General features: G+C 60.3%; 21 protein-coding genes. 13 read left to right on the plus strand and 8 right to left on the minus strand.

Translation table 11 applies throughout. The annotated features are described in order from the left end of the window. Positions 1 to 101 precede the first annotated feature (101 nt). The 5 genes from ACF0H7_RS11740 to ACF0H7_RS11760 are packed head-to-tail and all read left to right on the plus strand — an operon-like array spanning position 102 to position 5,115. Complete coding sequence (locus ACF0H7_RS11740; RefSeq protein WP_397452916.1) at positions 102 to 1,679, plus strand: ABC transporter substrate-binding protein; 1,578 nt, start codon at positions 102 to 104, stop codon at positions 1,677 to 1,679. Further along, positions 1,676 to 2,710 carry an ABC transporter permease gene (locus tag ACF0H7_RS11745; protein ID WP_397452917.1) on the plus strand — a complete coding sequence of 345 codons (1,035 nt, stop codon included), beginning with the start codon at positions 1,676 to 1,678 and terminating at the stop codon, positions 2,708 to 2,710. Before ACF0H7_RS11740 ends, ACF0H7_RS11745 begins: the two co-directional genes overlap by 4 nt. After that, positions 2,707 to 3,564 (plus strand): ABC transporter permease, encoded by an 858-nt coding sequence (locus tag ACF0H7_RS11750; protein ID WP_397452918.1) that lies wholly within the window; start codon positions 2,707 to 2,709, stop codon positions 3,562 to 3,564. The genes ACF0H7_RS11745 and ACF0H7_RS11750 overlap by 4 nt, the downstream gene beginning before the upstream one ends. Continuing rightward, entirely contained in the window at positions 3,551 to 4,399 is an 849-nt protein-coding gene (locus ACF0H7_RS11755) for an ABC transporter ATP-binding protein (RefSeq protein ID WP_397452919.1), read from the plus strand. Before ACF0H7_RS11750 ends, ACF0H7_RS11755 begins: the two co-directional genes overlap by 14 nt. Then, positions 4,396 to 5,115, plus strand: a complete 720-nt coding sequence (locus ACF0H7_RS11760; RefSeq protein ID WP_397452920.1) for an ABC transporter ATP-binding protein — start codon at positions 4,396 to 4,398, stop codon at positions 5,113 to 5,115. Before ACF0H7_RS11755 ends, ACF0H7_RS11760 begins: the two co-directional genes overlap by 4 nt. Positions 5,116 to 5,181: 66 nt before the next feature. Here ACF0H7_RS11760 and ACF0H7_RS11765 read toward each other — a convergent pair whose 3' ends face one another. The 4 genes from ACF0H7_RS11765 to ACF0H7_RS11780 form a co-directional block, all read right to left on the minus strand. Beyond that, positions 5,182 to 5,511 carry a hypothetical protein gene (locus ACF0H7_RS11765; RefSeq protein ID WP_397452921.1) on the minus strand — a complete coding sequence of 110 codons (330 nt, stop codon included), beginning with the start codon at positions 5,509 to 5,511 and terminating at the stop codon, positions 5,182 to 5,184. A 582-nt stretch (positions 5,512 to 6,093) separates the two neighbouring features. Beyond that, complete coding sequence (locus ACF0H7_RS11770; RefSeq protein WP_397453882.1) at positions 6,094 to 8,022, minus strand: DNA topoisomerase III; 1,929 nt, start codon at positions 8,020 to 8,022, stop codon at positions 6,094 to 6,096. 123 nt (positions 8,023 to 8,145) lie between these two features. Beyond that, positions 8,146 to 8,736, minus strand: a complete 591-nt coding sequence (locus ACF0H7_RS11775; protein ID WP_397452922.1) for a GNAT family N-acetyltransferase — start codon at positions 8,734 to 8,736, stop codon at positions 8,146 to 8,148. Between the two features lie 6 nt (positions 8,737 to 8,742). Further along, a complete protein-coding gene (locus ACF0H7_RS11780; protein ID WP_397452923.1) occupies positions 8,743 to 9,084 on the minus strand; it encodes an FKBP-type peptidyl-prolyl cis-trans isomerase in 342 nt (113 codons plus the stop codon). A gap of 85 nt (positions 9,085 to 9,169) precedes the next feature. Here ACF0H7_RS11780 and ACF0H7_RS11785 point away from each other — a divergent pair, with 85 nt between their 5' ends. The 6 genes from ACF0H7_RS11785 to ACF0H7_RS11810 all read left to right on the plus strand — a co-directional run bounded on the left by ACF0H7_RS11785 (position 9,170) and on the right by ACF0H7_RS11810 (position 15,884). After that, positions 9,170 to 10,360 carry a DUF2252 family protein gene (locus ACF0H7_RS11785; protein WP_397452924.1) on the plus strand — a complete coding sequence of 397 codons (1,191 nt, stop codon included), beginning with the start codon at positions 9,170 to 9,172 and terminating at the stop codon, positions 10,358 to 10,360. A gap of 85 nt (positions 10,361 to 10,445) precedes the next feature. After that, positions 10,446 to 11,342 carry a bifunctional Delta(1)-pyrroline-2-carboxylate/Delta(1)-piperideine-2-carboxylate reductase gene (lhpI, locus tag ACF0H7_RS11790; RefSeq protein ID WP_397452925.1) on the plus strand — a complete coding sequence of 299 codons (897 nt, stop codon included), beginning with the start codon at positions 10,446 to 10,448 and terminating at the stop codon, positions 11,340 to 11,342. 208 nt (positions 11,343 to 11,550) lie between these two features. Next, entirely contained in the window at positions 11,551 to 12,585 is a 1,035-nt protein-coding gene (gene selD, locus ACF0H7_RS11795) for a selenide, water dikinase SelD (RefSeq protein ID WP_397452926.1), read from the plus strand. Further along, positions 12,585 to 13,691 carry a tRNA 2-selenouridine(34) synthase MnmH gene (mnmH, locus tag ACF0H7_RS11800; RefSeq protein WP_397452927.1) on the plus strand — a complete coding sequence of 369 codons (1,107 nt, stop codon included), beginning with the start codon at positions 12,585 to 12,587 and terminating at the stop codon, positions 13,689 to 13,691. Before selD ends, mnmH begins: the two co-directional genes overlap by 1 nt. 346 nt (positions 13,692 to 14,037) lie before the next feature. Continuing rightward, the gene (locus ACF0H7_RS11805; RefSeq protein WP_397452928.1) at positions 14,038 to 15,237 is read left to right on the plus strand and encodes an NAD(P)/FAD-dependent oxidoreductase; all 1,200 of its coding nucleotides are present in this window, start codon (positions 14,038 to 14,040) and stop codon (positions 15,235 to 15,237) included. Positions 15,238 to 15,311: 74 nt separating this feature from the next. Continuing rightward, on the plus strand, positions 15,312 to 15,884 hold the full coding sequence (locus ACF0H7_RS11810) for an RrF2 family transcriptional regulator (protein WP_397452929.1): 573 nt from the start codon (positions 15,312 to 15,314) through the stop codon (positions 15,882 to 15,884). Positions 15,885 to 15,906: 22 nt separating this feature from the next. Here ACF0H7_RS11810 and ACF0H7_RS11815 read toward each other — a convergent pair whose 3' ends face one another. Then, entirely contained in the window at positions 15,907 to 17,016 is a 1,110-nt protein-coding gene (locus tag ACF0H7_RS11815) for an AI-2E family transporter (RefSeq protein WP_397452930.1), read from the minus strand. Positions 17,017 to 17,184: 168 nt separating this feature from the next. Further along, entirely contained in the window at positions 17,185 to 18,516 is a 1,332-nt protein-coding gene (locus ACF0H7_RS11820; RefSeq protein ID WP_397452931.1) for a PLP-dependent aminotransferase family protein, read from the minus strand. A 94-nt stretch (positions 18,517 to 18,610) separates the two neighbouring features. On the opposite strand from ACF0H7_RS11820, the gene ACF0H7_RS11825 reads away from it, so the two are divergent. Both ACF0H7_RS11825 and ACF0H7_RS11830 read left to right on the plus strand, forming a co-directional pair. Beyond that, complete coding sequence (locus tag ACF0H7_RS11825) at positions 18,611 to 19,507, plus strand: DMT family transporter (RefSeq protein WP_397452932.1); 897 nt, start codon at positions 18,611 to 18,613, stop codon at positions 19,505 to 19,507. A gap of 79 nt (positions 19,508 to 19,586) precedes the next feature. After that, positions 19,587 to 20,366 (plus strand): metallophosphoesterase, encoded by a 780-nt coding sequence (locus ACF0H7_RS11830; protein ID WP_397452933.1) that lies wholly within the window; start codon positions 19,587 to 19,589, stop codon positions 20,364 to 20,366. Positions 20,367 to 20,543: 177 nt separating this feature from the next. Here the strand turns inward: ACF0H7_RS11830 and ACF0H7_RS11835 are convergent, their stop codons facing one another. After that, positions 20,544 to 22,328, minus strand: coding sequence for a hypothetical protein (locus ACF0H7_RS11835; protein WP_397452934.1), 1,785 nt, complete (start codon positions 22,326 to 22,328; stop codon positions 20,544 to 20,546). A 260-nt stretch (positions 22,329 to 22,588) separates the two neighbouring features. Then, positions 22,589 to 24,304 carry an amidase gene (locus ACF0H7_RS11840; RefSeq protein ID WP_397452935.1) on the minus strand — a complete coding sequence of 572 codons (1,716 nt, stop codon included), beginning with the start codon at positions 24,302 to 24,304 and terminating at the stop codon, positions 22,589 to 22,591. Positions 24,305 to 24,492 lie beyond the last annotated feature (188 nt).

The following is a 24,492-nucleotide window of genomic DNA, read 5'->3' on the forward strand; positions in this document are numbered from 1 at the left end:
AAAAGCTCTAAGGTAATGACTAAAGGTTATTTTTTTAATTTCCAAATGGAATATAACGTGGCGCCTTCCAGGAACGGTGACTCTACCTTGAGGGCTACACGATGCGGCGTCTTTCAGCTTTGGCAATGGCAATGGCAATCAGCGGTTCAGCATGGGCTGCGACTCCGCCGGATAGCCTGATAGTGGCGCGTTCGATCGACGACATCGTCAGTCTCGACCCCGCAGAAAGTTTCGAAATCTCCGGCACCAACACACTGATTAATTTCTACCAGCGCTTGCTTGAACCGGATCGCTTCGACCCGTCGAAGCAAGTGCCGGTGCTGGCCACGCAATGGCAGGCGGGCAGCGACGATAAAAGCCTGACCTTTGAACTGCGCCCCGGCGCGACGTTCGCCTCGGGCAATCCGGTGCGCCCCGAAGACGTGATCTACTCGTTGAGCCGCGTGGTCAAACTCAACAAAACCCCGTCCTTCATCCTCGGTGAGCTGGGCTGGACACCGCAAAACATCGATGGTCTGCTGACCAAGGTGGATGAGCATCACGTGCGAATTTCCTGGCCGGCAGCCGTTGGGAATGTCTTCGCGCTGAGCATTCTTTCGGCGACGCCGGTGGGTTCTATCGTCGATGCCGTGGAAGTACAAAAACATGTGCAAGGCGACGACCTGGGTAACGGTTGGCTGAAAAACCATTCGGCCGGCACTGGGGCCTATGCGTTGCGCAGTTATACGCCGCACGAGGCGGTGGTGTTGCAGGCTAACCCGCATGCGGCATTGGCGCCGAAGTTGAAAACCGTGGTGATCAAGAACGTAACCGACCCTGCGACGCGCCGCCTGCTGGTAGTGCAGGGCGATGCCGACCTCGCGTATGACTTGGGCGCCGACCAATTCAGTGCGCTGGAGCAACAGAAGGGCCTGACGGTGCAGCGTTTCCCGTCGTCGATGATTTATTACCTGGCGATCAACAGTGGTAACACCCAGGTGCCCGCCTTGAAGAACCCAGCGTTCTGGGAGGCGTCCCGTTGGCTGGTGGATTATCAAAGCATTTCCAAGGACCTGCTCAAGGGCCAGTACAGCGTCCATCAATCGTTTTTACCTACCGGGCTGGCTGGGTCGCTGAGCGATACACCGTTCAAGCTGGACGTGGAAAAAGCCAAAGCCATCCTGAAAAAAGGCGGGATCGCCGAGGGTACGCACCTCGAGCTGAACGTCTTCAATCAACCACCGTACACCGATATCGCCCAGGCACTACAAGCCAGTTTTGCCAAGGCCGGTATCGACATCGCCGTGCGTCCCTTGGTCGAAAGCGAGTTGTTAGCCAAGATGCGCAGTCGTGATTATCAACTGATCTTCACGTACTGGGGCATGGATTATCTGGACCCTAACTCCAACGCCAGCACCTTCACTTATAACGTGGCTAACGGTCCGAAAACCCTGGCCTGGCGCACTCAGTGGGACATCCCTCAATTGAGCCTGGACACCCGTGCCGCCGCCTCGGAAAAAGACCCGCAGAAACGCATCGCCTTGTACCGGCAATTGCAGCAAGCCGTGCGTAACGACTCGCCGTTTGTAGTGGCCTTGCAAGGGCAGAATCAGGTCGCAGTGCATGACGGGGTCAAGGGTGTGCAGCAAAATATCGCGGTGTCATTGCCCTATTTTGATCTGGTGAGCAAAACCAAGTGAGGGCAGGCCTATCCCGACGAGTCCAGGTAGCGGGCACGGGGTTGTTGACCTTGCTCGTCACCTTGGGCGGCTTGCTGTTTTTCACCTTCCTGTTGACCACCTTGTCACCGATAGACCCGGCGTTGCGCATTGCCGGTGACCACGCCAGCGACTCATCGCTGGCACAGGTGCGCACCGAGCTGGGGCTGGATCAGCCTTGGCCGGTGCGTTTCGGTCATTACCTGGGCGGTCTGGCCCACGGCGATCTGGGTGTTTCCAATACCTCGCATCAGCCCGTGCTGGATGACCTGCACAGTGCGATACCGGCCACGCTGGAGTTGGCGACCCTGGCAATCGTGTTGGGCGGCAGTCTGGGGCTGGGTCTCGGGCTGCTCGCGGCCTGGCGACCCGGTAGCTGGGTGGATGCGCTGGTGCGACTGTTTTCGCTGATCGGTTATTCGGTGCCGGTGTTCTGGCTCGGACTGCTGATGCTGCTGCTGTTCTACGCGAAATTGCAGTGGGCGAGCGGGCCGGGGCGGCTTGACGATGGGTTGCTGTACAGCCTTGATTTACCCAGTGGCTGGATGTTGTGGGACACCTGGCGCTCTGGGGAAGACGGCGCCGTGATCAACGCCTTCAGCCATTTGATTTTGCCGGTGTTGGTGCTGGCGTTCTACGCGATGGCCGGCATTTGTCGCCTGACCCGTTCTGCCGTCCTCGGCGAAATGGGCAAGGAATACGTGATCACCGCGCTGGCCAAAGGTGCCGGGCGTGGTCGGGTGTTGTTCCATCATGTGCTGCCCAATGTCGCCGGGACCCTGGTCGTGGTGGTTGCGTTGGCCTACGCCGGTTTGCTCGAAGGGTCGATTCTGACTGAAACGGTATTTGCCTGGCCGGGCATCGGTCGTTACCTGACCACGGCGCTGTTTGCCGGGGATGTGCCGGCAATTCTCGGCAGCACCTTGTTGATTGGTCTGTGCTTTGTGGTGGTCAATGGTGTTGCCGACGTGCTGGCCGGTCTGATCGATCCACGCACTCGGGGGTTGTTATGAGTCTTGCCGTAGCGGTCGAGGCCGTTTCTGTCCGTGGTGTGTGGCGTCGTTCTCCGGCGTTGACCCTCGGCCTTTTGCTGATTGCATTGTTGATCGTAGTGGCGTTGTTCGCCCCTTGGCTGAGCGCGTTCAATCCCAATGCGCAAAACATTCCCGAGCGGTTATTGGCGCCTTCGGCCAGTCATTGGTTGGGCACCGATGGCTTTGGTCGAGACCTGTTCACGCGTTTGTTATATGGCGCACGGCCGACCCTGTTATTGGTGTTACTGGTCTTGGTGTTGACCTTGCCTTTGGGGGTACTGGTCGGTGTGACGGCCGGATTTTATGGGGGGTGGCCGGAGCGAATCTTGATGCGTTTGACCGATGTGGTCATGGCTTTTCCACAGTTGGTGCTGGCGTTGGCGTTCGTCGCGATTCTCGGTCCCGGATTGCTCAATGGTGCGCTGGCCCTGTCGCTGACGGCGTGGCCGGCGTATGCCCGTCAGGCGCGGGCCGAGACCAACGTATTGCGCGACAGTGACTACCTGGCCGCCGCGCATTTGCAAGGCATTCGCGGTGCGCGCCTGCTATTTGGGCATGTGTTGCCGCTGTGCCTGCCGTCGGTGATCGTGCGTGTAGCGCTGAATCTCGGCGGGATTATCCTGGCCGCCGCCGGGCTTGGCTTTTTGGGCTTGGGCGTGCAACCGCCGACCGCCGAATGGGGTTCGATGGTGGCGGATGGCAGTCGTGTCATCTTCGATCAATGGTGGGTGGCGGCGGCACCGGGCATCGCGATCCTGCTGGCGAGCCTGGCCTTTAACCTGTTGGGCGACGGCCTGCGTGACGTTCTGGATCCTCGACATGGCGCTGAATGATGGGTTGCTGGATGTACGGGGCCTGCGGATAGGTTTTCCGGGGTATGACGGCACCTCGGTTGAGGTGGTCAAAGGGATTGATTTCAGTGTCGGCACCGAGAAAGTCGCGCTGGTCGGTGAGTCGGGTTCCGGGAAATCCCTGACGGCGCGGGCGTTGCTGGGGCTGATTCCGCGTCCGGCGCAGGTCAGTGCCGAGCACCTGCGTCTGGGCGACAGCGACTTGCTTGGGCTGAGCGCCCGGCAGTGGCAAGCCTTGCGCGGCACGCGCTTGTCTCTGGTATTGCAGGACCCCAAATACTCGCTGAACCCGGTGCTCAAAGTCGGCAAGCAGGTCGAAGAGGTGCTGGTGTTGCACACGCGTCTGGGGCGGCGTGAAAGACGCGAAAAAGTCCTGGAAATGCTGGACGCGGTGGGCTTGCCGAACCCGAGTGCTCTCTACGATACCTACCCTCACGAACTGTCCGGCGGCATGGGGCAGCGGGTGATGTTGGCGGCGATGCTGATCAATGATCCGCGTCTGTTAATCGCCGATGAACCGACTTCGGCGTTGGACAGCCACCTGCGAGATCAAATGCTCGAGCTGATCATGGACCTGGTGGAGCAGCGCGGCATGGGATTGCTGCTCATCAGTCACGACCTGCCGTTAGTTGCCAAGTACTGCGATCGCGTGTTGGTGATGTACCGCGGGCAGATTGTCGATCGTTGTCACGCCGTCGAACTGGCAGCCGCCAGCCATCCCTACACCCGAACCTTGTGGAGTTGTCGACCGTCGGCGGCCAGTCACGGGCAGTTATTGCCAACCCTGAGCCGTCAGCTGTTGGAGGAAATTGCATGAACGCGGTCGACATCGGCAGCCTGGCGGTGAACTTCAAACGCGGAGCCAGCCCGTTCTCTGCGCTGGACCTGGAAGACCTGCGAGTCGAGGAGGGTGAGTGCTTCGGTCTGATCGGCGGCTCGGGTTCCGGCAAGTCGACGCTGTTGCGCGTGCTCGCCGGGCTGCAGCGCGATTGGTCGGGTGGTGTGCGTTTGCTTGGGCGCTCACTGGAAGTGAAGCGGGCCTTTACCGGCAGCCTGCGACGCGAGGTACAAATGGTGTTTCAGGACCCCTATGCCTCGTTGCATCCCTTGCACCGAATTCGCCGTAGCTTGCGCGAGCCAAGACAAATCAACGGGCTGCCATTTGATGAGCGCAGTTTGATCGCGTCTTTGGATCAAGTGGGGTTGCCTGGTGAGGTGCTCGATCGTTTTCCGCATCAACTGTCAGGTGGGCAACGCCAACGGGTGGCCATCGTCCGCGCCCTGCAATTGCAGCCGAAATTGTTGTTGCTGGATGAACCCACGTCGGCGCTGGACATGACCGTCCAGGCAGAGATTCTCAACCTGCTTCAGGCGCGCCGTCAGGACACCGGAATGACCATGATTGTGGTCAGCCACGATATACACACGGTGGCGCATTTGTGCGACAGAGGGGTAGTGATCAAACAGGGACGTATTGAACAACGTCTCGATCGTAACGGCTTGATCGAGCGAGCGGATGGACAGGCCTGGTGAACGAGGATGTTCAACTAACAGGTCACCCGGCACAATGTCCGGGTGACCTGTAGTTGCTTGCGTTAATCAGCAGTACTTGTCGACTACCGACACTTCAGACTTGCCCTGAGCATTGCTCCATTCAACTTTGAGCGTCTGCAGCACCTTACCCATGAACTCTTTGTCGGCGGCAGCCTTCTTGCCGACATAGCCTTGGCCACGGCGGTACATCCTGAGGCGGGCGCGCATCTTGGGGTTGGACTTCTCGAACTCGCTTTCCCCGGCGTTGGTCGACAGGCGATCGATGTGTACATCGCCTTCTTCGCATACCCAGAGAATATGGTTATCGAGGCTGTCTTTTTTCGATGCGAACAGTTGAGCCAATTCGTCGATAGTGGGTTGTTTGTTCAAGTTCATCGTTATGCCCCTTTACCATGTGTTGATCTGTATAAGTTGGTTAGCTCAAATATGGCACTGCAGCGAGTGCACATCTGGCTTGGGATTTGATGAAGGTAGCGCTGATCGAAAACGGCTACAGCTGTTCACCGAGAAGTAATGGCGAGTGCTCAGAGTTTTGTTGGCGACACTTGTAAAGTCGACCACAAGCTTCATGAGAATGTCTCGCCAGCGCTTCACGCCCTTACGGGTCGATCATGCCGGTCAGCTTCATCAATCTGCCTTGTGGGCAGTACACATCCGGGAACCGTTCGACTGCTTGTCGACGTGCTCAGAACACCTTTGCCAGTGCTCCCGATCGGGGAGACGGGGCCATCATGCAAGGGAAACGAGGGGGGCGTCAATACTTATGTAGTGTTATTTTTTGTACACTACATAAATATTTTGTGGGAATTACTGGCGGCCAAGTGGCTCTGGGGCGGGGCTGGGGAGGGTGACTGAACGGTCGCTTTCATGACTTGGGATTCTTGTTGTCAGGGCAAGCCTGGCTCACACACAGTGCCTGGCGCAGAACCTCTGTGGCAGGCTTGCCTGCGAAAGGCTTTACGCGCGCTTACTACCGGTCGCAGCTTTACGCGCGGTCGGCTTGCGTTTCTTTTTCCACGGCGCGCCACCGCGACCCGCCGGAGTGGCCGGTCCGCTGATGGTCAGGCTCAAGCCGGTACAGCGCGCCACTTGTTTGCTCATCCAGCTGGATTGCTTGGCCACGAATTCTTCCAGGCTCATCTCACCGCTCTGCACCATGTCCAGCGCCTGTTCCCAGATTGCTGTGGTGCCGGGGTCGGCAATGGCTCGTGGTACGGCGTCGATCAGGCTGAAGGCGGCTGGCGTCGCGGCGAGGGCCTTGCCGTTTTTGCTCAGGTAGCCTCGATCCAGCAAGCCTTGAATGATCCCGGCGCGGGTCGCTTCAGTGCCGATGCCGGTGGTGTCCTTGAGCTTTTGCTTGAGGCGCGGATCGCTGACCAGTTTGGCGACGTTTTTCATCGCCTTGATCAAGTCACCCTCGGTGAACGGCTTGGGCGGCTGGGTCCAGAGATCTTTGAGGGTGACGGTTTCAACCGCACAGTCCTGACCTTTGCTCAGTGCGGGCAATGCCTGTGGCGGCGCAGGTTCATTGCCCTTGCTCGGCGCCAGAGCCTGGGGCAGGGCGCGTTTCCAGCCCGGTTCGACGATGCGTTTACCTACGGCGCGCAAGGCCTGGCCGGCGCAGTCGAAATCCGCCTGGGTGCGATCGAACTCATGATTGGGCAGGAACTGCGCCAGATAGCGCGCGCGGATCAGGGTGTAGACCGCCCGTTGTTTGCTCGGTAAACGCCCGAGGTCGATGGTGGCGGCAGTCGGAATGATGCCGTGGTGGGCGCTGACCTTGGCGTCGTTCCAGGCCCGGGAGCGGCGTTGTGGGTCGAGGTGCGTCATCAACTCGGCCAGAGTAGGATCGGCGCGCCCCAAACCAGCAATGATCGACGCCGCCTCGCCATGTTGGCTCAACGGCAGGTAGCCGCAATCGCTACGTGGGTAGGTGATGGCTTTGTATTGCTCATAAAGGGACTGGGCGATATCCAGGGTTTCCTGGGCGCCAAGCCCGAGCTTCTTCGAGCAGACTTCCTGCAGTGTCCCCAAGTCAAACAGCAGCGGCGCAGCCTCACGCACGCGCTCGGTTTTCAACTGGATCACCCGGGCGCTGGCGGCCGTTCTCAACGCCGTGGCCGCTTCACTGGCCAAGGTTTGATTCAGACAGCGACCCTGATCGTCACAGACGTCATCCGGTGGGCACCATTGGGCGGTAAAGGAGGTTTCGCCGCTGAACAACTGCACGTCAATTGCCCAAAACGGCACCGGCACGAAATCGGCAATGCTGCGGTCGCGATCTACGACCAGGCGCAGAGTCGGCGTTTGTACCCGGCCGACTGGCAACACCCCTTGATAGCCGGATTGGCGGCCGAGCAAGGTAAACAAACGGCTCATGTTCATGCCAATCAGCCAGTCAGCGCGGGAGCGACCGAGTGCCGAGTGGTACAGGTTGAAGGTCTCGGCGCCGGGCTTGAGGCTGGCCAGCGCCTTGCGGATCGATGCGTCGTCGAGCGCCGACAGCCACAGGCGCTGGATCGGCCCGCGATACTTGCAATGCTCGACCAACTCGCGGGCGATCATCTCGCCCTCACGGTCGGCATCGGTGGCGATCACCAGTTCCTGCGCTTCGCCCAGCAAGCGCTTGACCGCCTTGAACTGGCTGGCGGTCTTGGGCTTGACCAGCATCTTCCACTTTTCCGGCACGATCGGCAGATCCGCCAGCACCCAGCGCTTGTAGCGCGCGTCATAAGCGTCCGGCGGGGCGGCTTCCAGCAGATGGCCGATGCACCAGGTCACCGTGACGTTGGCACCCACCCAGCAGCCATCGCCACGCCGGCTGGCGCCGAGCACTTTGGCGATGTCTTTGGCCTGAGAGGGTTTTTCGCACAGGAACAGCTGCATGGTGATCATCTTTCGTGGTGCGTCGATGCCGTGCAGCATGCGCATAGATGATCGATCAGGCAAGCTTTATCTGTATGGGCATACAGTAGTAGTGTGAGCGTGATTTTTGTAGGCGCGCATTCGTTACCGCGCCATCTTCGCCCGCAACAGCTTCTTCACCTCTGGCCATTCCGTATCAATGATGCTGAAGCGCACCGAGTTGCGCTTGCGTCCGTCGGGCATGATCCGCTCGTGGCGCACGATGCCTTCCTGAGTGGCGCCGATACGCAGGATCGCCGCCCGGGATTTTTCGTTCAGTTCATCAGTGGTGAACTGCACCCGCACGCAATTCATCACCTCGAACGCATGGCACAACAGCAAATATTTCACCTCGGTGTTGATCCCCGAGCGCTGTACCGATTGGCTCAACCACGTGTGGCCGATTTCCAGCTTGCGGTTGTTGCGGTCGATCTTCCAGAAGCGCGTGCTGCCGACAATCTTGCCAGTCTCGCTCTGGACGATGGAGAAGGGCATCACCGTTCCGGCATAACGGCCCGCGAGGGCGTTGGCCACGTAGTGTTCGACGTTGTCGGCACCCGGTACCGTGGTCAGCGTCATGTTCCACAACTCACCGTCGGCGGCGGCTTCCAGCAATTGCGGCACGTGTTCGTGTTGCAACGGCAGCAGTTGCACGGTGTTGCCCGTCAGGCTGATTTCAAGGGGGTTGGCACTCATGGTCGTTCACTCATCCCGGGTCAGTACTTCCAGTAATTCGACTTCGAAGATCAGGTTCGAATTGGGTTTGATGTGGGCACCCATCTGTCGCTCGCCGTACGCCAGGTGCGCCGGGACGAACAGCTTGCGCTTGCCGCCGACTTGCATGCCGATCAGGCCGATGTCCCAGCCTTTGATGACGCGACCGGTGCCAATCACGCACTGGAAAGGCTTGCCGCGTTCCCAGGACGAGTCGAATGTCGTGCCATCTTCCAGGAAACCGCTGTACTGGGTGGTGATCAAGGCGCCCTTGACCACTGCCTTGCCATCGCCCAACTGGATGTCTACCACCTGCAACTCGCTGCTCATGACCCGCTCTCGTTAATGGCAAATTGAAACCAAAGCCTCAAGACACAAGTCTATTGAATTCCACGGGTCTCAGAAAGAACGAACCATGAAATTACCGCGCCCGCCACAACGGCTCGAGATTCTCGACACGTTGCGCAATGAGAAAATGGCCCGCTCGGCCCATGCCTACGTGCGGGGCAATACCGTGCAGTTTTATGAATGGCTGCACAGTCAGCGCGGTCGCCGCTTGCCCCACGGGCCGAATGTCTGGATTTGTGGCGATTGCCATGTGGGTAATCTGGGGCCAACCGGTGATTTGCGGGGTCGCATCGACATCAATATTCGTGACCTGGATCAGACCGTTGTCGGTAACCCGGTCCATGACCTGGTGCGTCTGGCGTTGTCGTTGGCGATGGCGGCACGCGGCTCGGACTTGCCTGGAGTGACGACAGCATTGATGCTGGAGGAGATGATGAAGGGCTACGAACAAGCGTTCGTCAAAGGCTCGGACGAAAAGCCGGAGCGCCCCAGCCAGGTCAAAGGCAGCATGCGCAGCGCGGTTCAGCGAACCTGGAAGCACCTGGCCCGGGAGCGTATCGAGAATGAGCGCCCGACCATTCCGCCGGGCAAGAATTTCTGGCCGCTGTCTCGCGCCGAAAAATCCGCGATCAAGGCGCTGTGTGCGACACCGGAATTGCACTCGTTGGTCACGGCGCTGAAAGGTCGACCGAACGATGCCCAGGTTGAATTGCTCGATTCGGCGTATTGGGTCAAGGGCTGCAGTTCGCTGGGGTTGATGCGTTATGCGGTGTTACTCGGGGTCGGTGAGGGCGATGAGCAGGAGTACTGCCTGATCGACGTCAAGGAAGCCATCGCCGCCGCGGCGCCCCGAGCGGCCCGTGCGCACATGCCGAGGGACAATGCGCAGCGGGTGGTCGAAGGGGCGAAGCAACTGTCGCCGGCGCTCGGCGAGCGGATGTTGGCGACACGCTTTCTCGAGCATGGCGTGTTCATTCGTGAACTGTTGCCGCAAGACATAAAACTGGAGCTGGACACGCTGAGCGAAAAGGACGCGACCCGCGCCGCCGGCTACCTGGCGCGCATCGTCGGAATGGCGCATGCCCGGCAGATGGACGCCGACACGCGAAAAAGCTGGCTGGCGGACTTGCAGCTCAATCGCTCGAAAACCCTGGATGCGCCGTCTTGGTTATGGACCAGCGTGGTGCAGTTGGTGGGCAATCACGAGGAGGGTTATTTGCAGCATTGCCGTCGTTATGCGCTACAAACGGCGCGCTGACCGGCAGCGGTTGACGAAGCCAGAGGTCCAGCGTAGAAAAAGGCCCTGTTGCGATTTCCCTACCTTACGGCGTGCTGGTAACGACATGAAAGTGTTCAACGAGAGTGAAACGGCAGCGCTGTTGCCGATGCGTGAATTGATGGAAGCGCTGCGCACTGCCGCGCAAGAGTGTGTCGAGGGCAAGATCGTCAGCCCGGAGCGCATGGTTGTGGCGCTGAAAGAGGGCGGGATCATGCTGTCGATGCCGGCAACGGCGGATGACATTGCGATTCATAAGCTGGTCAACGTCAACCCGCGTAACAACAAGGAAGGCCTGCCGACCATCCACGGCCAGGTGGTGGCGATGAACGCGCTGAGCGGCGTGATGCTGTTCCAGGTCGACGGCCCGACGGTGACCGGGCGTCGCACGGCGGCGGTGAGCATGCTGGGAATCAGTCGCTTGCTGCCACAGCCGCCGAAGTCAGTGTTGATCATCGGCGTGGGCAAACAGGCGCTGAACCATGTCGAAGCCATCGCCGAGGTATTCCCGGAGGCGACGATTCATATGCGTGGCCGCTCGGCGCACGGCGCGCAAATGTTCGTTGATCAACTGAAAGCCATCGCGCCGAAGCTGCAGGTCGAAGACGCCAGCGCTGATGTGGATTACGACGTGGTGATCACCGTGACCACCGCCCGATCGCCGGTTTACAGCGAACTGGCCAAACCGGGCCGGCTGGTGATTGGTGTCGGCGCGTTTACCCCTGAGATGTGCGAAATCGCGCCGGCGGTGGTGGATGCCAGTACGGTCTACGTCGACGACCTTCTGGGTGCGCCCCATGAGGCAGGCGATTTGATCCAGGCTAAAATCGATTGGTCGCGGGTCAAGTCACTGGCCTCGGCGTTCAGTGAACAGCCGGACCTTTCCAAACCTATCCTGTTCAAGACCGTGGGTACCGGGGCTTGGGACCTGGCAGCGTGCCGGGTGATCAAGAGCAGGCTTTGAGCCTAAACACCCTTTATAAGTGACACCAATCCTGTAGGAGCTGCCGAAGGCTGCGAACCAACGGCCAGAAAGCCGTTCCGGCTTTATCGCAGCCTGCGGCAGCTCCTACAGTAAACGCGTAACACTCGACACACCACTCGCCCCACAATCACGTCCACCCCCAACCGCTCTGGTAATATCCGCGCACTAGAAATTTACAGGTGCCCCCATGAGCGAGCCGATTCGTCTTACCCAGTACAGTCACGGTGCCGGTTGTGGCTGCAAGATTTCCCCCGAAGTGCTGGAAGTGATCCTGGCCGGCAGCGGCGCGCAGAACCTCGATCCCAAGCTGTGGGTCGGCAACACCTCGCGCGACGATGCGGCGGTGTATGCCATCGATGAAGAGCGCGGCGTGGTTTCGACCACTGACTTCTTTATGCCAATCGTCGATGATCCCTACGACTTCGGACGCATCGCCGCCACTAATGCCATCAGCGACATCTATGCCATGGGCGGTACGCCGTTGATGGCGATTGCGATCCTCGGCTGGCCGGTGAACCTGCTGGCGCCGGAGGTTGCCCGTGAAGTGGTACGCGGCGGTCGTGCGGTGTGTGACGAAGCCGGTATTCCGTTGGCAGGCGGCCATTCGATCGACGCCCCGGAGCCGATTTTCGGCCTGGCGGTCACCGGTCTGGTGGAGAAGCGCTTCATGAAGCGCAACGACACCGGCACCGTTGGCTGCAAGCTGTACCTGACCAAACCGCTGGGCATCGGCATTCTCACCACCGCAGAGAAGAAGGGCGTATTGCGCGCCGCCGATCAAGGCGTGGCCCGCGATTTGATGTGCACCTTGAACAAGCCGGGCAGCCATTTCGGCAAGCTCGACGGGGTCAAGGCGATGACCGACGTCACCGGTTTTGGCCTGCTCGGGCATTTGGTGGAAATGGCCGACGGCGCGCAACTGACGGCGCGTGTTGACTTCGCCGCCGTGCCGCGGATATCGAGTGTTGAATACTACCTGGAACACAACTGCGTGCCCGGTGGCACTCATCGCAACTTCGACAGCTACAGCAAGCGCCTGACACCGGTAACCCAAATGCAGAAACTGCTGCTGTGTGATCCGCAAACCAGTGGTGGTCTGCTAGTGGCGGTCGAACCGGCGGGCGAGGCGGCATTTCTGGCCAAGGCCGCTGAGCTGGGCCTGAACCTGTCGGCCATTGGTGAACTGGTCGGCCGACAGAGTCACGCGGTCGAGGTGTTCTGATGCGCGAGAACAGCGCCGACTACCGCGACATTTTTCTCAACGACATTCCGCTGATGGACGTTCGGGCGCCGGTCGAGTTTGATAAGGGCGCCTTTCCGTTAGCCGTGAACCGGCCGTTGATGAATGACCTGGAGCGGGAAAAGGTCGGCACTTGCTACAAACAGCGCGGGCAGCAGGCGGCCATAGAACTGGGTCATGAATTGGTGTCCGGGCCAATCAAGCAGGCGCGGATCGACGCCTGGCTGGAGTTTGTCAGCAACCAGCCTCAAGGTTATTTGTATTGCTTCCGTGGCGGGCTGCGCTCGCAACTGACCCAGCAGTGGTTGAAGTTCGACGCCGGAATCGAATACCCACGGGTACTCGATGGTTATAAAGCGCTACGGCATTACCTGATCGAAGTCACCGAAAGTGCGGTGGCGGAGTGTGATTTCGTGCTGGTCGGTGGTTTGACCGGCTCGGGCAAGACTGAGGTCCTGGCGCAGTTGCGCAATGCACTGGACCTGGAAGGCCACGCCCATCACCGGGGTTCCAGCTTTGGCAAACACGCCACGGCGCAACCGGCGCAAATCAGTTTTGAAAACGCCTTGTCCATCGACATCCTGAAAAAACGTGCGGCCGGTGTCAGCCAGTTCGTACTGGAAGACGAAGGGCGGGCGATTGGCAGCCGGGCGGTGCCGTTGACCTTGTTCCAGGGCATGCAGCAGTACCCGCTGGTCTGGCTCGAAGAGTCGTTCGACAACCGCGTGGAACGGATTCTCAAGGATTACGTGGTCGACCTGTGCGCCGAGTTTATTGCGGTGCACGGCGTGGAACAGGGCTTTACGGTATTTGCCGCGCAATTGCGCCAGAGCCTGGCGAGCATCGTCAAACGGTTGGGCGGGGAGCGTTACAAGCGTTTGTCGGCAATCATGGACAGCGCGCTGGAAGAGCAGGAAAGGTCGGGTGCGGTGGATCTGCATCGCGGCTGGATCAGCGGCATGCTCAGCGAGTACTACGACCCGATGTACGCCTTCCAGCGCGACAGCAAAGGGCCGCGAATCGAGTTTGCCGGAGATCATCAGGCGGTCATTGGGTATTTGCAGGATCGCCGCCAGCAAAGGTATTGATCTTGTTGGCGAAGGCGATCCTATGGGCGCTGACGCCGGCAAGCCGGACTGCTACGGCTCGTTACTCTATTAAATCTACGACTAATTGATTCGTAGATTTAAGCTAATTCCAAGTATATCTCCTTCGTTTAAAAGCCACTGGCGTCGACAGTCTGTCGATTTTTTTAGTCATTAAAAAATTAACCTATTGATTTTAAAAGATTAAATAAAATTAGACGCGCTGCTAGTCCGGTCCATGAAGACAACACGCTTGCCCCTGATAACTACGACAAGTATAGTCGTAGTTATCAGGGGCAAGCGGTACCCTTGGGCAGACACCTTTGGTTTTCACATTCGGAGCTTAGAAATGAAACAGCAAATTCTGATTATCGGCGCGGGTTTCGGTGGGCTGTGGAGTGCGTTGAGCGCCACGCGTTTGCTTGAGATGCACGGCCGTTCCGATGTTGCCGTCACCGTTCTTGCGCCACAGGCCGAGCTACGGGTTCGCCCGCGCTTTTATGAGCCCAATGCTGCGCAGCTGAAGGCGCCACTGGGTGATTTGTTCAAGGCCGTGGGTGTTGAGTTTCTGCAGGGCGCGGTGGATCAGATCGACGTTGCCGGCAAACGTGTCGAGTTCACCTCTGCCCAAGGCGAGAAGGCGGTCCGCACCTACGACAAGCTGGTCCTAGCCACCGGTAGCCGCGTCGCCCGTCCGGCGATGGCCGGTATCGAGCACGCGTTCGATGTCGATGAAATCGAAGAGGCGACCCGTCTTGAAGCGCACTTGCATGCGCTCAAAGATCAGCCTGAATCCACTGCGCGCAACACGGTGGTGGTGGCAGGTGGTGGTTTTACCGGGATTGAAACGGCGACTGAGATGCCAAGCCGTCTGCGTGCGATTCTGGGCAAGGACGCTAACGTCAAGGTGATCGTCGTCGACCGTGGCGAAAAAATCGGTGCCGCGTTGGGCAGCGAAATCAGCGAGTCGATCATCGCCGCCAGTCATGAGCTGGGTGTGGAATGGCGCGTCAAAGCGTCGGTTGCTCAGGTCGATGCCGACGGTGTCACTTTGGAAGACGGCCAGCGCATCGATGCCAAAACCGTGATCTGGACCACCGGTGTTCGCGCCAGTTCGTTGACCGAGCAGATTCCTGGCGAGCGTGACAAAGCCGGTCGTTTGCACGTGGACGGCCATCTGAAGGTGATTGGCCAGGAGGATATCTTTGCCACCGGCGATGTGGCTTACGCCGCCAGCGATGACATCGGCAACTTCGCCCTGATGACCTGCCAACACGCCATTGTGTTGGGCCGTCATGCCGGTAACAATGTCGCCGCACAGGTGCTGGGGGTTGCACCGGTCACCTACAGTCAGCCGAAATACGTGACCTGCCTGGACCTTGGCGCCTGGGGCGCAGTCTATACCGAAGGTTGGGACCGTCAGGTCAAGCTGATCAAGGAAGAAGCCAAGCAGCTCAAGACTCAGATCAACACCGTGTGGATCTACCCACCGGTCGCTGACCGTGACGTCGCACTGGCCGCTGCGGACCCTATGATCCCTATCGCATAAGGTTCGAGTCGGCATGTGAAAAGCGGTGACAGCGATGTCGCCGCTTTTCAGTTACTACGATTTGGAGAGTATGTATGTCGTTCTACAGCGCAGGGGTCGAGTACGGGATCCACTGCCTCATATTCCTGGTGGATGAAAAAGGCGAAAGCCGTGACGCCAGCGTGCGCGATCTGGCGGAATTGCAGGGCGTGCCGCTCGATTACCTGGCGAAGATTTTCACCAAACTGGCCAAGGCCAAACTGGTAATCGCCACGGAAGGTCTGCGCGGTGGCTTTCGTTTGGGCAAGCCTGCCGATGAAATCACTGTTCTGGACATCGCGGTCGCCATCGATGGCCGCAAGCAGATTTTCGATTGTCGCGAGATCAGGGGTCGTTGCACGTTGTTTGACGGCGCGCCACCGCCGTGGGCGCTGGCGGGGACCTGTTCGGTGCATGGCGTCATGTTGACTGCGCAGAAACGCATGGAGGAAGCGCTGGCCCAGCAGACTGTTCTCGATCTGGCAAGGCGCGTGGTACGTGTCACGCCACCGGAATTTACCGCAGGGGTGAATAACTGGATGAGCGAGCGCCGGGATAAAAAAGGCGGAGCCGGTTCGATCGAGTCCGACGCCGCGAGCATCATTGCGGTGGTGACCGTTCAGGACTGAATGCCGTACCCAGCGCTTGCGCTCAATCGCCCGGCAGCAGTTCGGCCGGAATCTCCGGTTCTCTTGCCGATGGATACACCCAGTTCATGAACAGCTCGTAACCGACGGCCAGAATCACCGGTCCGATGAACAGCCCGATGATCCCGCTAGTGACCATGCCGCCCAGCGCGCCGATCAGCACCACCGGCATCGGCACCGCCACGCCACGACCGAGCAACAAGGGCTTGAGCACGTTATCCGATAACCCGGCGATCATCGTCCAGATCGCAAAGATGATGGTGCTTGCGCTCACCCCAAATTGAGCAAAGACATAAATAACCACCGGTATCGTCACCAGTAATACCGGCAATTGCATGATCCCCAGCAGCAATACGACCAGTGAAATCACCCCGGCAGCGGGGACGCCCATGACCACCAGACCGATGCCAATCAACAGCATCTGAATAAAGGCGATGCCCACCACCCCCTGGGCCACTGCACGGATGGTCGCGGTACACAGCGTGGCCATGTGCGGGCCTTTTGTCGGGGTGGAAATCCGTGAAGCAATGTTCACCGCCGTGCGCTGCCCAGCCGCACCATGGGCCATGATCACCCCGGCGACGATCAGTGCCAGCACAAAGATGACAATCCCGGCAGTGATCCCGGCGGCTTGTTGCAACGCGATTTTGCTCCAGTCTTTGAGGTGCGGCAGCAACTGTTGGAACGCCCAGCTCAGATCCTGAGAGGCGTGCAACCAGATTTGATAGAGCGGCGAACCGATCAAGGGCCAACTCTCGACGCTGGCCGGTGGCGCGGGGATTTCGAATTGACCGGCCTCCGCCGACTGTATCCCGGCCTGCACCGAATCCACGATCGAGCCGCCGAGCAGGCTCAGCGGGACCATCAGGCACAGCAGGCCAAGGATGACCAGAACTATCGCGGCCCAGCCAGAGCGGTTGCCGAGGTGGGCGGCGAGCCGTTGGTTGAGGGGGTACAGGGTGATGGCCAGGATAATTGACCACAGCACCAGGTTCAGGAAGGGGCGGAAGATTTCGTAGCAGGAGATCACCAGTACGGTGATCAGTCCGGCACGGATCAGTACGTCCAGCAGTTCGTGGGCGCTATTGAAGGCCAGAAAGGGCTTGTCGTTCATCCATCCGCTCTCCTGAGTGGGTTGCACCGGCTTGCGGATTGAGCGTAGATGAAAAACAGCTGGGGTGTAGGGTGGGGGAATCGGACGTTGCGCAAATCCTGTAGATACCGTCTTGACCTTCAACATCCCAATCCCGACGACCGGTCCCCGCTCGATCCACCCCGGCTGCTACCCATAGGCACTGACAATCCACTGTACTTTTTCCAGCGCAATGCGAAGCGTGGCCATGTCTACCGAACCCAGCGCCAGTCGCAATGCGTGGGGGACGTGAGGGGTGGTTGCAAAGGGCTCGGCGGTCGAGACCGAGACGTTTTCGTCGATGAGTGCCTTGGCTATCTGGTCAGCGCGGGCGTCGTCGGACAGTGGCAGCCACAGGAAGTAGGAGGAGGGGTGGCGAATGCAGCGCAGTCCCGCCAACACCTCGCCGGCCAGGGCTTGCCGGGCTTGGGCGTCCTGGCGTTTTTCGGCTTCCAGTTGCATGACCGTGCCGTCGTCGAGCCAGGTGCTGGCGATCGCCGTCAAAACGCCGGGGGTGTTCCAGGTGGTGGCGCGGATGGTTCGCTCCAGCGCCGGGACTTTGTCGATGGGGGCGACGACGAAGCCCACGCGCAATCCGGTGGCGACGCTCTTGGACAGCCCGGACACGTAGACCGTCCTTTCCGGGGCCAACTCGGCCAGCGGTGGTGGCGGGTTTTCGGCGAGGAACGCATAGGCGGCGTCTTCGATGATCAGTAACTCGTGCTCGCGGGCCAGGGCCACCAGGGATTGGCGTTGTTCGGCGGTCATCACCCAACCCAGTGGGTTGTGCAAGGTCGGCATCGTGTACACCGCCCGTACTCGACGGCTGCGACACAGGGTGTCCATCGCCTGCAGATCAGGGCCGTGTTCGAGTACGGGAATCGCCACGATTTCAAGGTGCAAGGCATCGGCCAGTACCTTGAACCCTGAATAAGTCAGTGCATCGGCGGCAATCACGTCCCCCGGTTGCAGCAAGGCCATCAAGGTCACCGTCAACCCGTGCTGAGCCCCGCTGACCATCAATACTTGCCCGGCCTGCGCCGTCAGCCCGCGAACACGCAGGTGGCGCGCCACCGAGGCGCGCTCGTGCAGCCGTCCGGCGTGGGGTTGATAGCGCAGCAAGGACTCCAGGTCACCGGCTGAGGCAAGTTGGCGCAGTGCGTTGCGCAATAACTCGGCCTGGCCTGGCAGCGCCGGGTAGTTGAAGTTCAGGTCGGCCATGCCCTCAGTGACGTCCGGCTGATCGATACCCAGACCCGGCGGCAGCGAGGTTTCCCTGACGAAGGTGCCGCGCCCCGTTTCGCCGCTGACCAGGCCCATGGCTTCAAGCTCGGCGTAGACCCGGGTGGCGGTCACCAGCGCCAGCCCTTCGGTCGCTGCCAGTTGCCGGTGAGTCGGCAAGCGGGTGCCGGGCAGCAACCGACCCGCGCGAATGTCTGCGGCGAAAGCATCGACCAATGACTTGTAGCGAGAGCGAGGCATGTCGAGGTGTATCCATGACAATATTTTGATTGTATTGATTGTCGATCATACGATGCGCCTGAGCACCCGCCAATTACCTTGAGTGTGACCCGCAATGGAACGGACATCTAACCTGCAACACCCGATCAGCGAAAGCACTACCAGCGGTTGGCTCAATGGTTTTATCGGCGTGCTGATCTTCAGCGGTTCGCTGCCGGCGACCCGGGTCGCGGTTTTGCAATTCGATCCGTTGTTCCTCACCGTAGCCCGAGCCAGCATCGCCGGTGTGCTGGCCCTGTGCATGCTGGTGCTGTTCAAGCAACCACACCCTGCGCGGCATCAGGTGTGGTCGTTGGTCATCGTTGCCATTGGCGTGGTCTTGGGCTTTCCGCTGCTCACGGCGTTGGCGTTGCAGTACGTGACCTCTGCACATTCCATCGTGTTCCTCGGAATGCTGCCGCTCGCCACTGCGGCATTCGGCGTGCTGCGTGGAGGTGAGCGACCACGGCCGGTGTTTTGGTTGTTCTCGGTGCTGGGCAGTCTGCTGGTGGTGGGATTTGCTATCGCCCAAGGCCTGAGCGCGTCACCGATGGGCGATATCTTGATGTTGCTGGCGATCCTCGTCTGCGGGCTCGGTTATGCCGAAGGGGCGAAGCTTTCGCGAACGCTGGGCGGTTGGCAGGTGATCTGCTGGGCATTGGTCTTGTCGCTGCCGGTCATGCTCTTGCTGACCGGGTACAGCGCGCCGCGTTCGTTTTCCGGCGTGACCCCTTCGGCGTGGCTCAGCCTGGCGTACGTTTCGATCTTCAGCATGCTGATTGGTTTTGTATTCTGGTCTCGCGGCCTGGCCCAGGGCGGGATAGCGGCGGTCGGCCAACTGCAATTGTTGCAGCCGTTTTTCGGCCTGGCGCTGGCGGCGACACTGCTGCATGAACAGGTCAGTCTCGGCATGCTGGGCGTGACGCTGGCAGTGATTCTGTGTGTGGCGGGGGCGAGGCGGTTTTCGAAATAAGGGCTGTACCTGCCTGGCAAAAGGCCTGACTGAACCCCGCTGGCCGGGGTACTCTTCTGGCAAGCCAGAGACCTTAATCATGCGCATCCTTGTTTTGTCCGACCTTCATCGCGAACAGTGGCGCGAGCACGCGCCGCTGATCGATGGTTCCCTCAGCCAGCCGGACGTGGTGGTCCTGGCCGGCGACATCGACAACGGTGCCAAGGCCGTGCAGTGGGCCACCGAGGTATTCGCCGAGCTGCCGGTGCTCTATGTGCCAGGCAATCATGAGGCCTACGGCAGCACCCTGGAACGGGTGTACGACGAAATCCAGAGCACGTGCGCCGCCAGCGCCAACGTCCGTTTTTTGAACGCTGATGAGTGCTGCATCGGCCCCGTGCGCTTTTTAGGCGCGACGCTGTGGACCGACTTTCTGTTGTTTGGTCAGGCGCAACGGGATGCGGCGATGGATGCCGCCGTAGCGATAGCCCTGGATTACCAACGCATTCGCGTCGCAGCCGACGACGAGCGCTTATTGACCCCCGAAGACACAGCGCAATTTCATGCGCGGCACAAAGCCTGGCTGCGCGAAAAACTCAGTCAGCCATTTGCCGGCAAGACCGTGGTCATTACCCACATGGCGCCGTCCATGCGCTCGGTAGCCGAACGTTATGCCAACGAGCTTTCATCCGCGGCCTTTGCCTCACACCTGGATGAGCTGGTGGGCCAGGCCGATCTGTGGATTCATGGGCACATGCACGACTCGTTTGATTACCGCATCGGCGATTGTCGGGTGGTGTGTAACCCGCGTGGCTACAGAAAGCGCGATGGCAGCGGCGAGAACTTAGGGTTTGATTCGGAGTGTGTGGTCGAGGTGTAACTCGTTGGCGAATGGCTCAGAGATGACACCGTTCAGCTGTAGGAGCTGCCGAAGGCTGCGATTGGTCTTAAAACGCGGTGAACGTTCTGACGTTATCGCAGCCTTCGGCAGCTCCTACAGGATTTGGGCAACGGCCGATCCCACTTTTTGCACTGACAGCCGACACACGCAGCTTGCTCACCAGGGTGTTGGCTCCAACGGGCCGACGCCTGATGCGGTGTTTTTGCCTTCGCCATTGCGCAGGAACGGCAGGTGCCAGAAGTCGTTGGGGACGATGGCAGTGCCTGCGGTGAGGTTTTCCGGAAAGATGAACCCAAAGACCGGCGCCAGGTATTGTCCCGCCACCAGACCGTTGGCCACGGTTTGCCGACCGGCGTTTTGCAGGCAACTGTCCACCGCTGTTTGCGCGAGGGAATTCTGCGGAACGCACAGCGAACGCTGGATCACCCGCAGGGTGCGTGTTGGCTGGCTGAGCAGCCCGAGCGGTGCCTTGGTTGCCCGCAGCCTCGCCCGTTGCGGTTGAGCACCGGTGTTTTGCGTGGTTATCCCCCCTGAAGCACCGAAGCAATTGGCCGCGAGGGTCGCTGCCGGGTTGCACTCGCCGGTCATTTCAAAGGGCGTCGCCCAGCGCTGGTGTTCCACGCCGGTGGAAGGGTCGACGTCGATCAGGTAGATGTCCACGGGGGTCTTGACGTCGGTGGTGGAGGCTTCGAGGAAAATCCGGTTCTGAGTTTCCTGACCTTCGCCGCCGATGGCCGTCAGGCTGGGGTCAGCGGTGCCGATACCAAAATCGCCGATGGACACGTAGCTGGGCTGTGTGCCGGGCTGGGTGTAGACGCCGAGGTTGGCTTGAATGGTGTGCGCCGAGATGTAGTCCGGTTTACCGAGGGTCGTCGACTTGAACAGGGTGCCGGAGTAGGTAATGAAGTCACCGACTTCGAACGGCACTTGCTGGGTCGGATCGGGATCGGTGGCCAAACGGCTCGGGTCGCCGAAGCGCTTCATGACGTACTGGCTGCAATAGGTCTGGCCTGCCACCGGTGGCGCCAACTCTCCAGCGGCGGGCAGTGTCACGCCGGCCTGGGAGAAGTTGCGGCAGTTATTGGTGGAGGTCGTGGTGACCGCCTTTGGCCGGTTTTTCTGTGGGCAGAGCGCATCGTTGCTGGTGCGTGGCACGCACATCGGGTAGCCGGTGGCTGAGCGGATGGTCGGGTTGGCGTCATCCACCGAGAAACGTGGGTCAGGGCTCTGCGCCCGACCAAAGCGGCCGTTGGGGTCGTTGATCTGTAGTACGGTCGGGTTCGTCGAGTTGGCGCTGCTGACCTCGATGTTGCCGGTGGTCGCGTCGATCAGGCTGATATAACCGCTGCCGGTCTGAATCGACTGCTGCGCGACATAGATCAAGCCGGCGATTTGCTTGCCGCTGACGTTATTGCCCACCACATGAATTTCAAACGAAGGGTAGGTGAGGGGAAGCCTGTTTAAACCTAACTGCCCGCCATGCACGAACTCGGCCCAGGTCAGGGTGTTGGCCGGCATCTGGATCACCGAGTTGCACGGCACGGTAATCGTCGTGCCGTTCACTACCACCGTGCCGCCAATGCGGTTGGGGCTGGTGGTGCCAGGGCAATTGCCATTGCCGGCGTCAAGGGTCATGTCCTGGATAAAACCGGTGACATCGAAGCCATGCACGGCAGTCGGGTTGGCGAATACCGGGTCAGGCAAGGTCGGCGTGATAAAGGGCGCGGTGCCGCCGGCAACCGGTGGTTTGGCAGTGCCGCCCCCACCGCCGCCGCCACCACCACCGCCCGCGCCATTTTTTGCCCAGACAGGGCTGGCGCCGGCAAACGCGAGGGCGAGGGCTACGGCACCTGCGATCAGCGCTGGCCGCCCCATGCGGCCATCGAGCGTCAGGTTAAACGGCGATGCATCCAGCGTTGTTGTTCTTCTGAGTACGATCATGGTTCTCTCCGAAATCATGCCAGGCCAGCTGCCGATCAACCGACGGGCTCATGGGGGATGGGCCGACCGGTTCCCTAATCAATCGCGAGCGACATATGTCTGTACCTGAAACGCACAAAGCAGGTGTCGTGCCTGATTCCACAAAGGGTTGATAAGCGATTGAATACACTGGAGATAGCGGGCTGTGGCGGAGAGGGCGGGGAGGTTTTTTTGCTGTTGCTGACCTACATCTGGGGGGAACCCCCAGATGTGGGTGAGGGCTATTGGTGAGCAGCCCCCAGCGCTGGGGTCCGCGGCGGGATCAAGCGCTGGTTGCCCATCGACTCGAAGGCAGAAGCAAAACGCAGCAGAGCCGAATCGTCGTAGGCCCGACCGGCAAAGGTCAGCCCGACGGGCATGCCGATGTCCGGCATCACGCCCATCGGTACGGTGACCGTGGGCACGCCCAGGTGCCGTATCGCCAGGTTGCCGTTGGCCACCCAGATGCCGTTGCTCCAGGCGATATCCGCAGACGCTGGGTCGACATCGGCATTCGCCGGGCCAACGTCGGCCACCGTCGGCAACAGCACTGCGTCGAGTCCCAGTCGGTCCATCCACTCCTCAAGATCGATTCGACGGGTGTGTTCCAGTCCGCGCAGGCCATCGGGCACCGTGCTGATCTGGTCCCACGGCGTGATGCCGCGCTCGGCCATGCGCACGTACTCATCCATACCAGCGGCCAGATCGCCTTCGCGGTTGGGCAGGGTGCCTGGATCATGAGGGAAGATCAGCGCGCCGTTGACGTCGACCAGGCGGTTCAAGTGTGGATCGCCGTTGGCCCGCAGGAAGTCATCGAACGCCCATGCCGTCAGGTCCCACAACTCATGGTGCAGGAACTCCTTGGAGACGATGCCGCGATTGAACACCGTCGGTGCGCCGGGACGATCACCCTCGCAGTTGGAGACCAGCGGAAAGTCGACTTCGAGCACTTCGGCACCGGCAGCTTCGAGTGCCTGGCGAGCCTGATTCCAAAGGTCGATCACCGAAGCACGGGTATTGATTCGTTGGCCCGTCGGGCCACCAATGCCAGGCGCTTCGGCGGTGCCGGCCTCGGCGTCGGCGTTGATGTACATACGCGGAATGCCGAAGCGTTTTCCAGCGAGCGCATCGCTATTCGCGGCGAGCTGCGGGTAGGAGGCCGGACGCACCGAAGCGACGCTCGGGATCGGCACCCAGGGTTGCATCCGCCACAGATCGCCGCGAGTGTCGGGGTCGTCCGCCACCACCACGTCGAGCACTTCGAGCAGGTCGGCCATGGTTCTGGCGAACGGCACGACCACGTCCATGGTCGGGGTCAACGGCCAGTTGCCGCGCACCGAGATCACCCCGCGCGACGGCGTGTAGGCACACAAGCCATTGTTCGACGCCGGGCCGCGTCCGCTGGACCAGGTTTCTTCGGCGAGGCCAAAGGCGGCGAAGCTGGCGGCGGTGGCAGTGCCGGCGCCGTTCGACGAACCGGAGGCGAAAGGCGCGGTGAGATAGTCGGCGTTATACGGGCTTTCGGCACGCCCATACACGCCGCGCTGCATGCCGCCGTTGGCCATGGGCGGCATGTTGGTCTTGCCCAGGCAGATCGCGCCGGTGGCACGCAGGCGTTCGATGGTGAAGGCATCGCGATAGGCGATCAGATGAGCGAAAGCCGGGCTTCCGGAGGCGGCGGTGAGCCCCTTCACCAGATAGCTGTCCTTGGCCGTATACGGGATGCCATCGAGTGGCCCCAAGGTCTCGCCTTTGGCCCGGCGTGCGTCGGACGCCTGGGCTTCCTTGAGCGCATCGGGGTTGCGAACCACCACCGCATTGAGCGCAGTGGGCGTGTCGGGCCCGTCGTAGGCATCGATTCGGGCAAGATAAGCCTGGACCAGTTCAACCGCAGTGGTCTGGCCGGATTCGAGCGCGGCACGCAATTGGGCGATAGAGACTTCGGTAACTTCGATCATGCTGTGGCCACCCACGGCTGATGGGACGCAGGGATATCACTTACTGCAAAATGGGCTTTCATATCCGTTCTCGTTGCACTGTATTGCACGGCAGGGTCTTTACTGACGGCCTGAGGGCTCTATTTAACACCAAGCCGCGAGCGCAGGCATCGCTATAACGGTTCGCGATGTCTGTTGCAACGAGTCAG

The organism is Pseudomonas sp. NA-150 (assembly GCF_044336365.1).
Taxonomy (GTDB): domain Bacteria; phylum Pseudomonadota; class Gammaproteobacteria; order Pseudomonadales; family Pseudomonadaceae; genus Aquipseudomonas.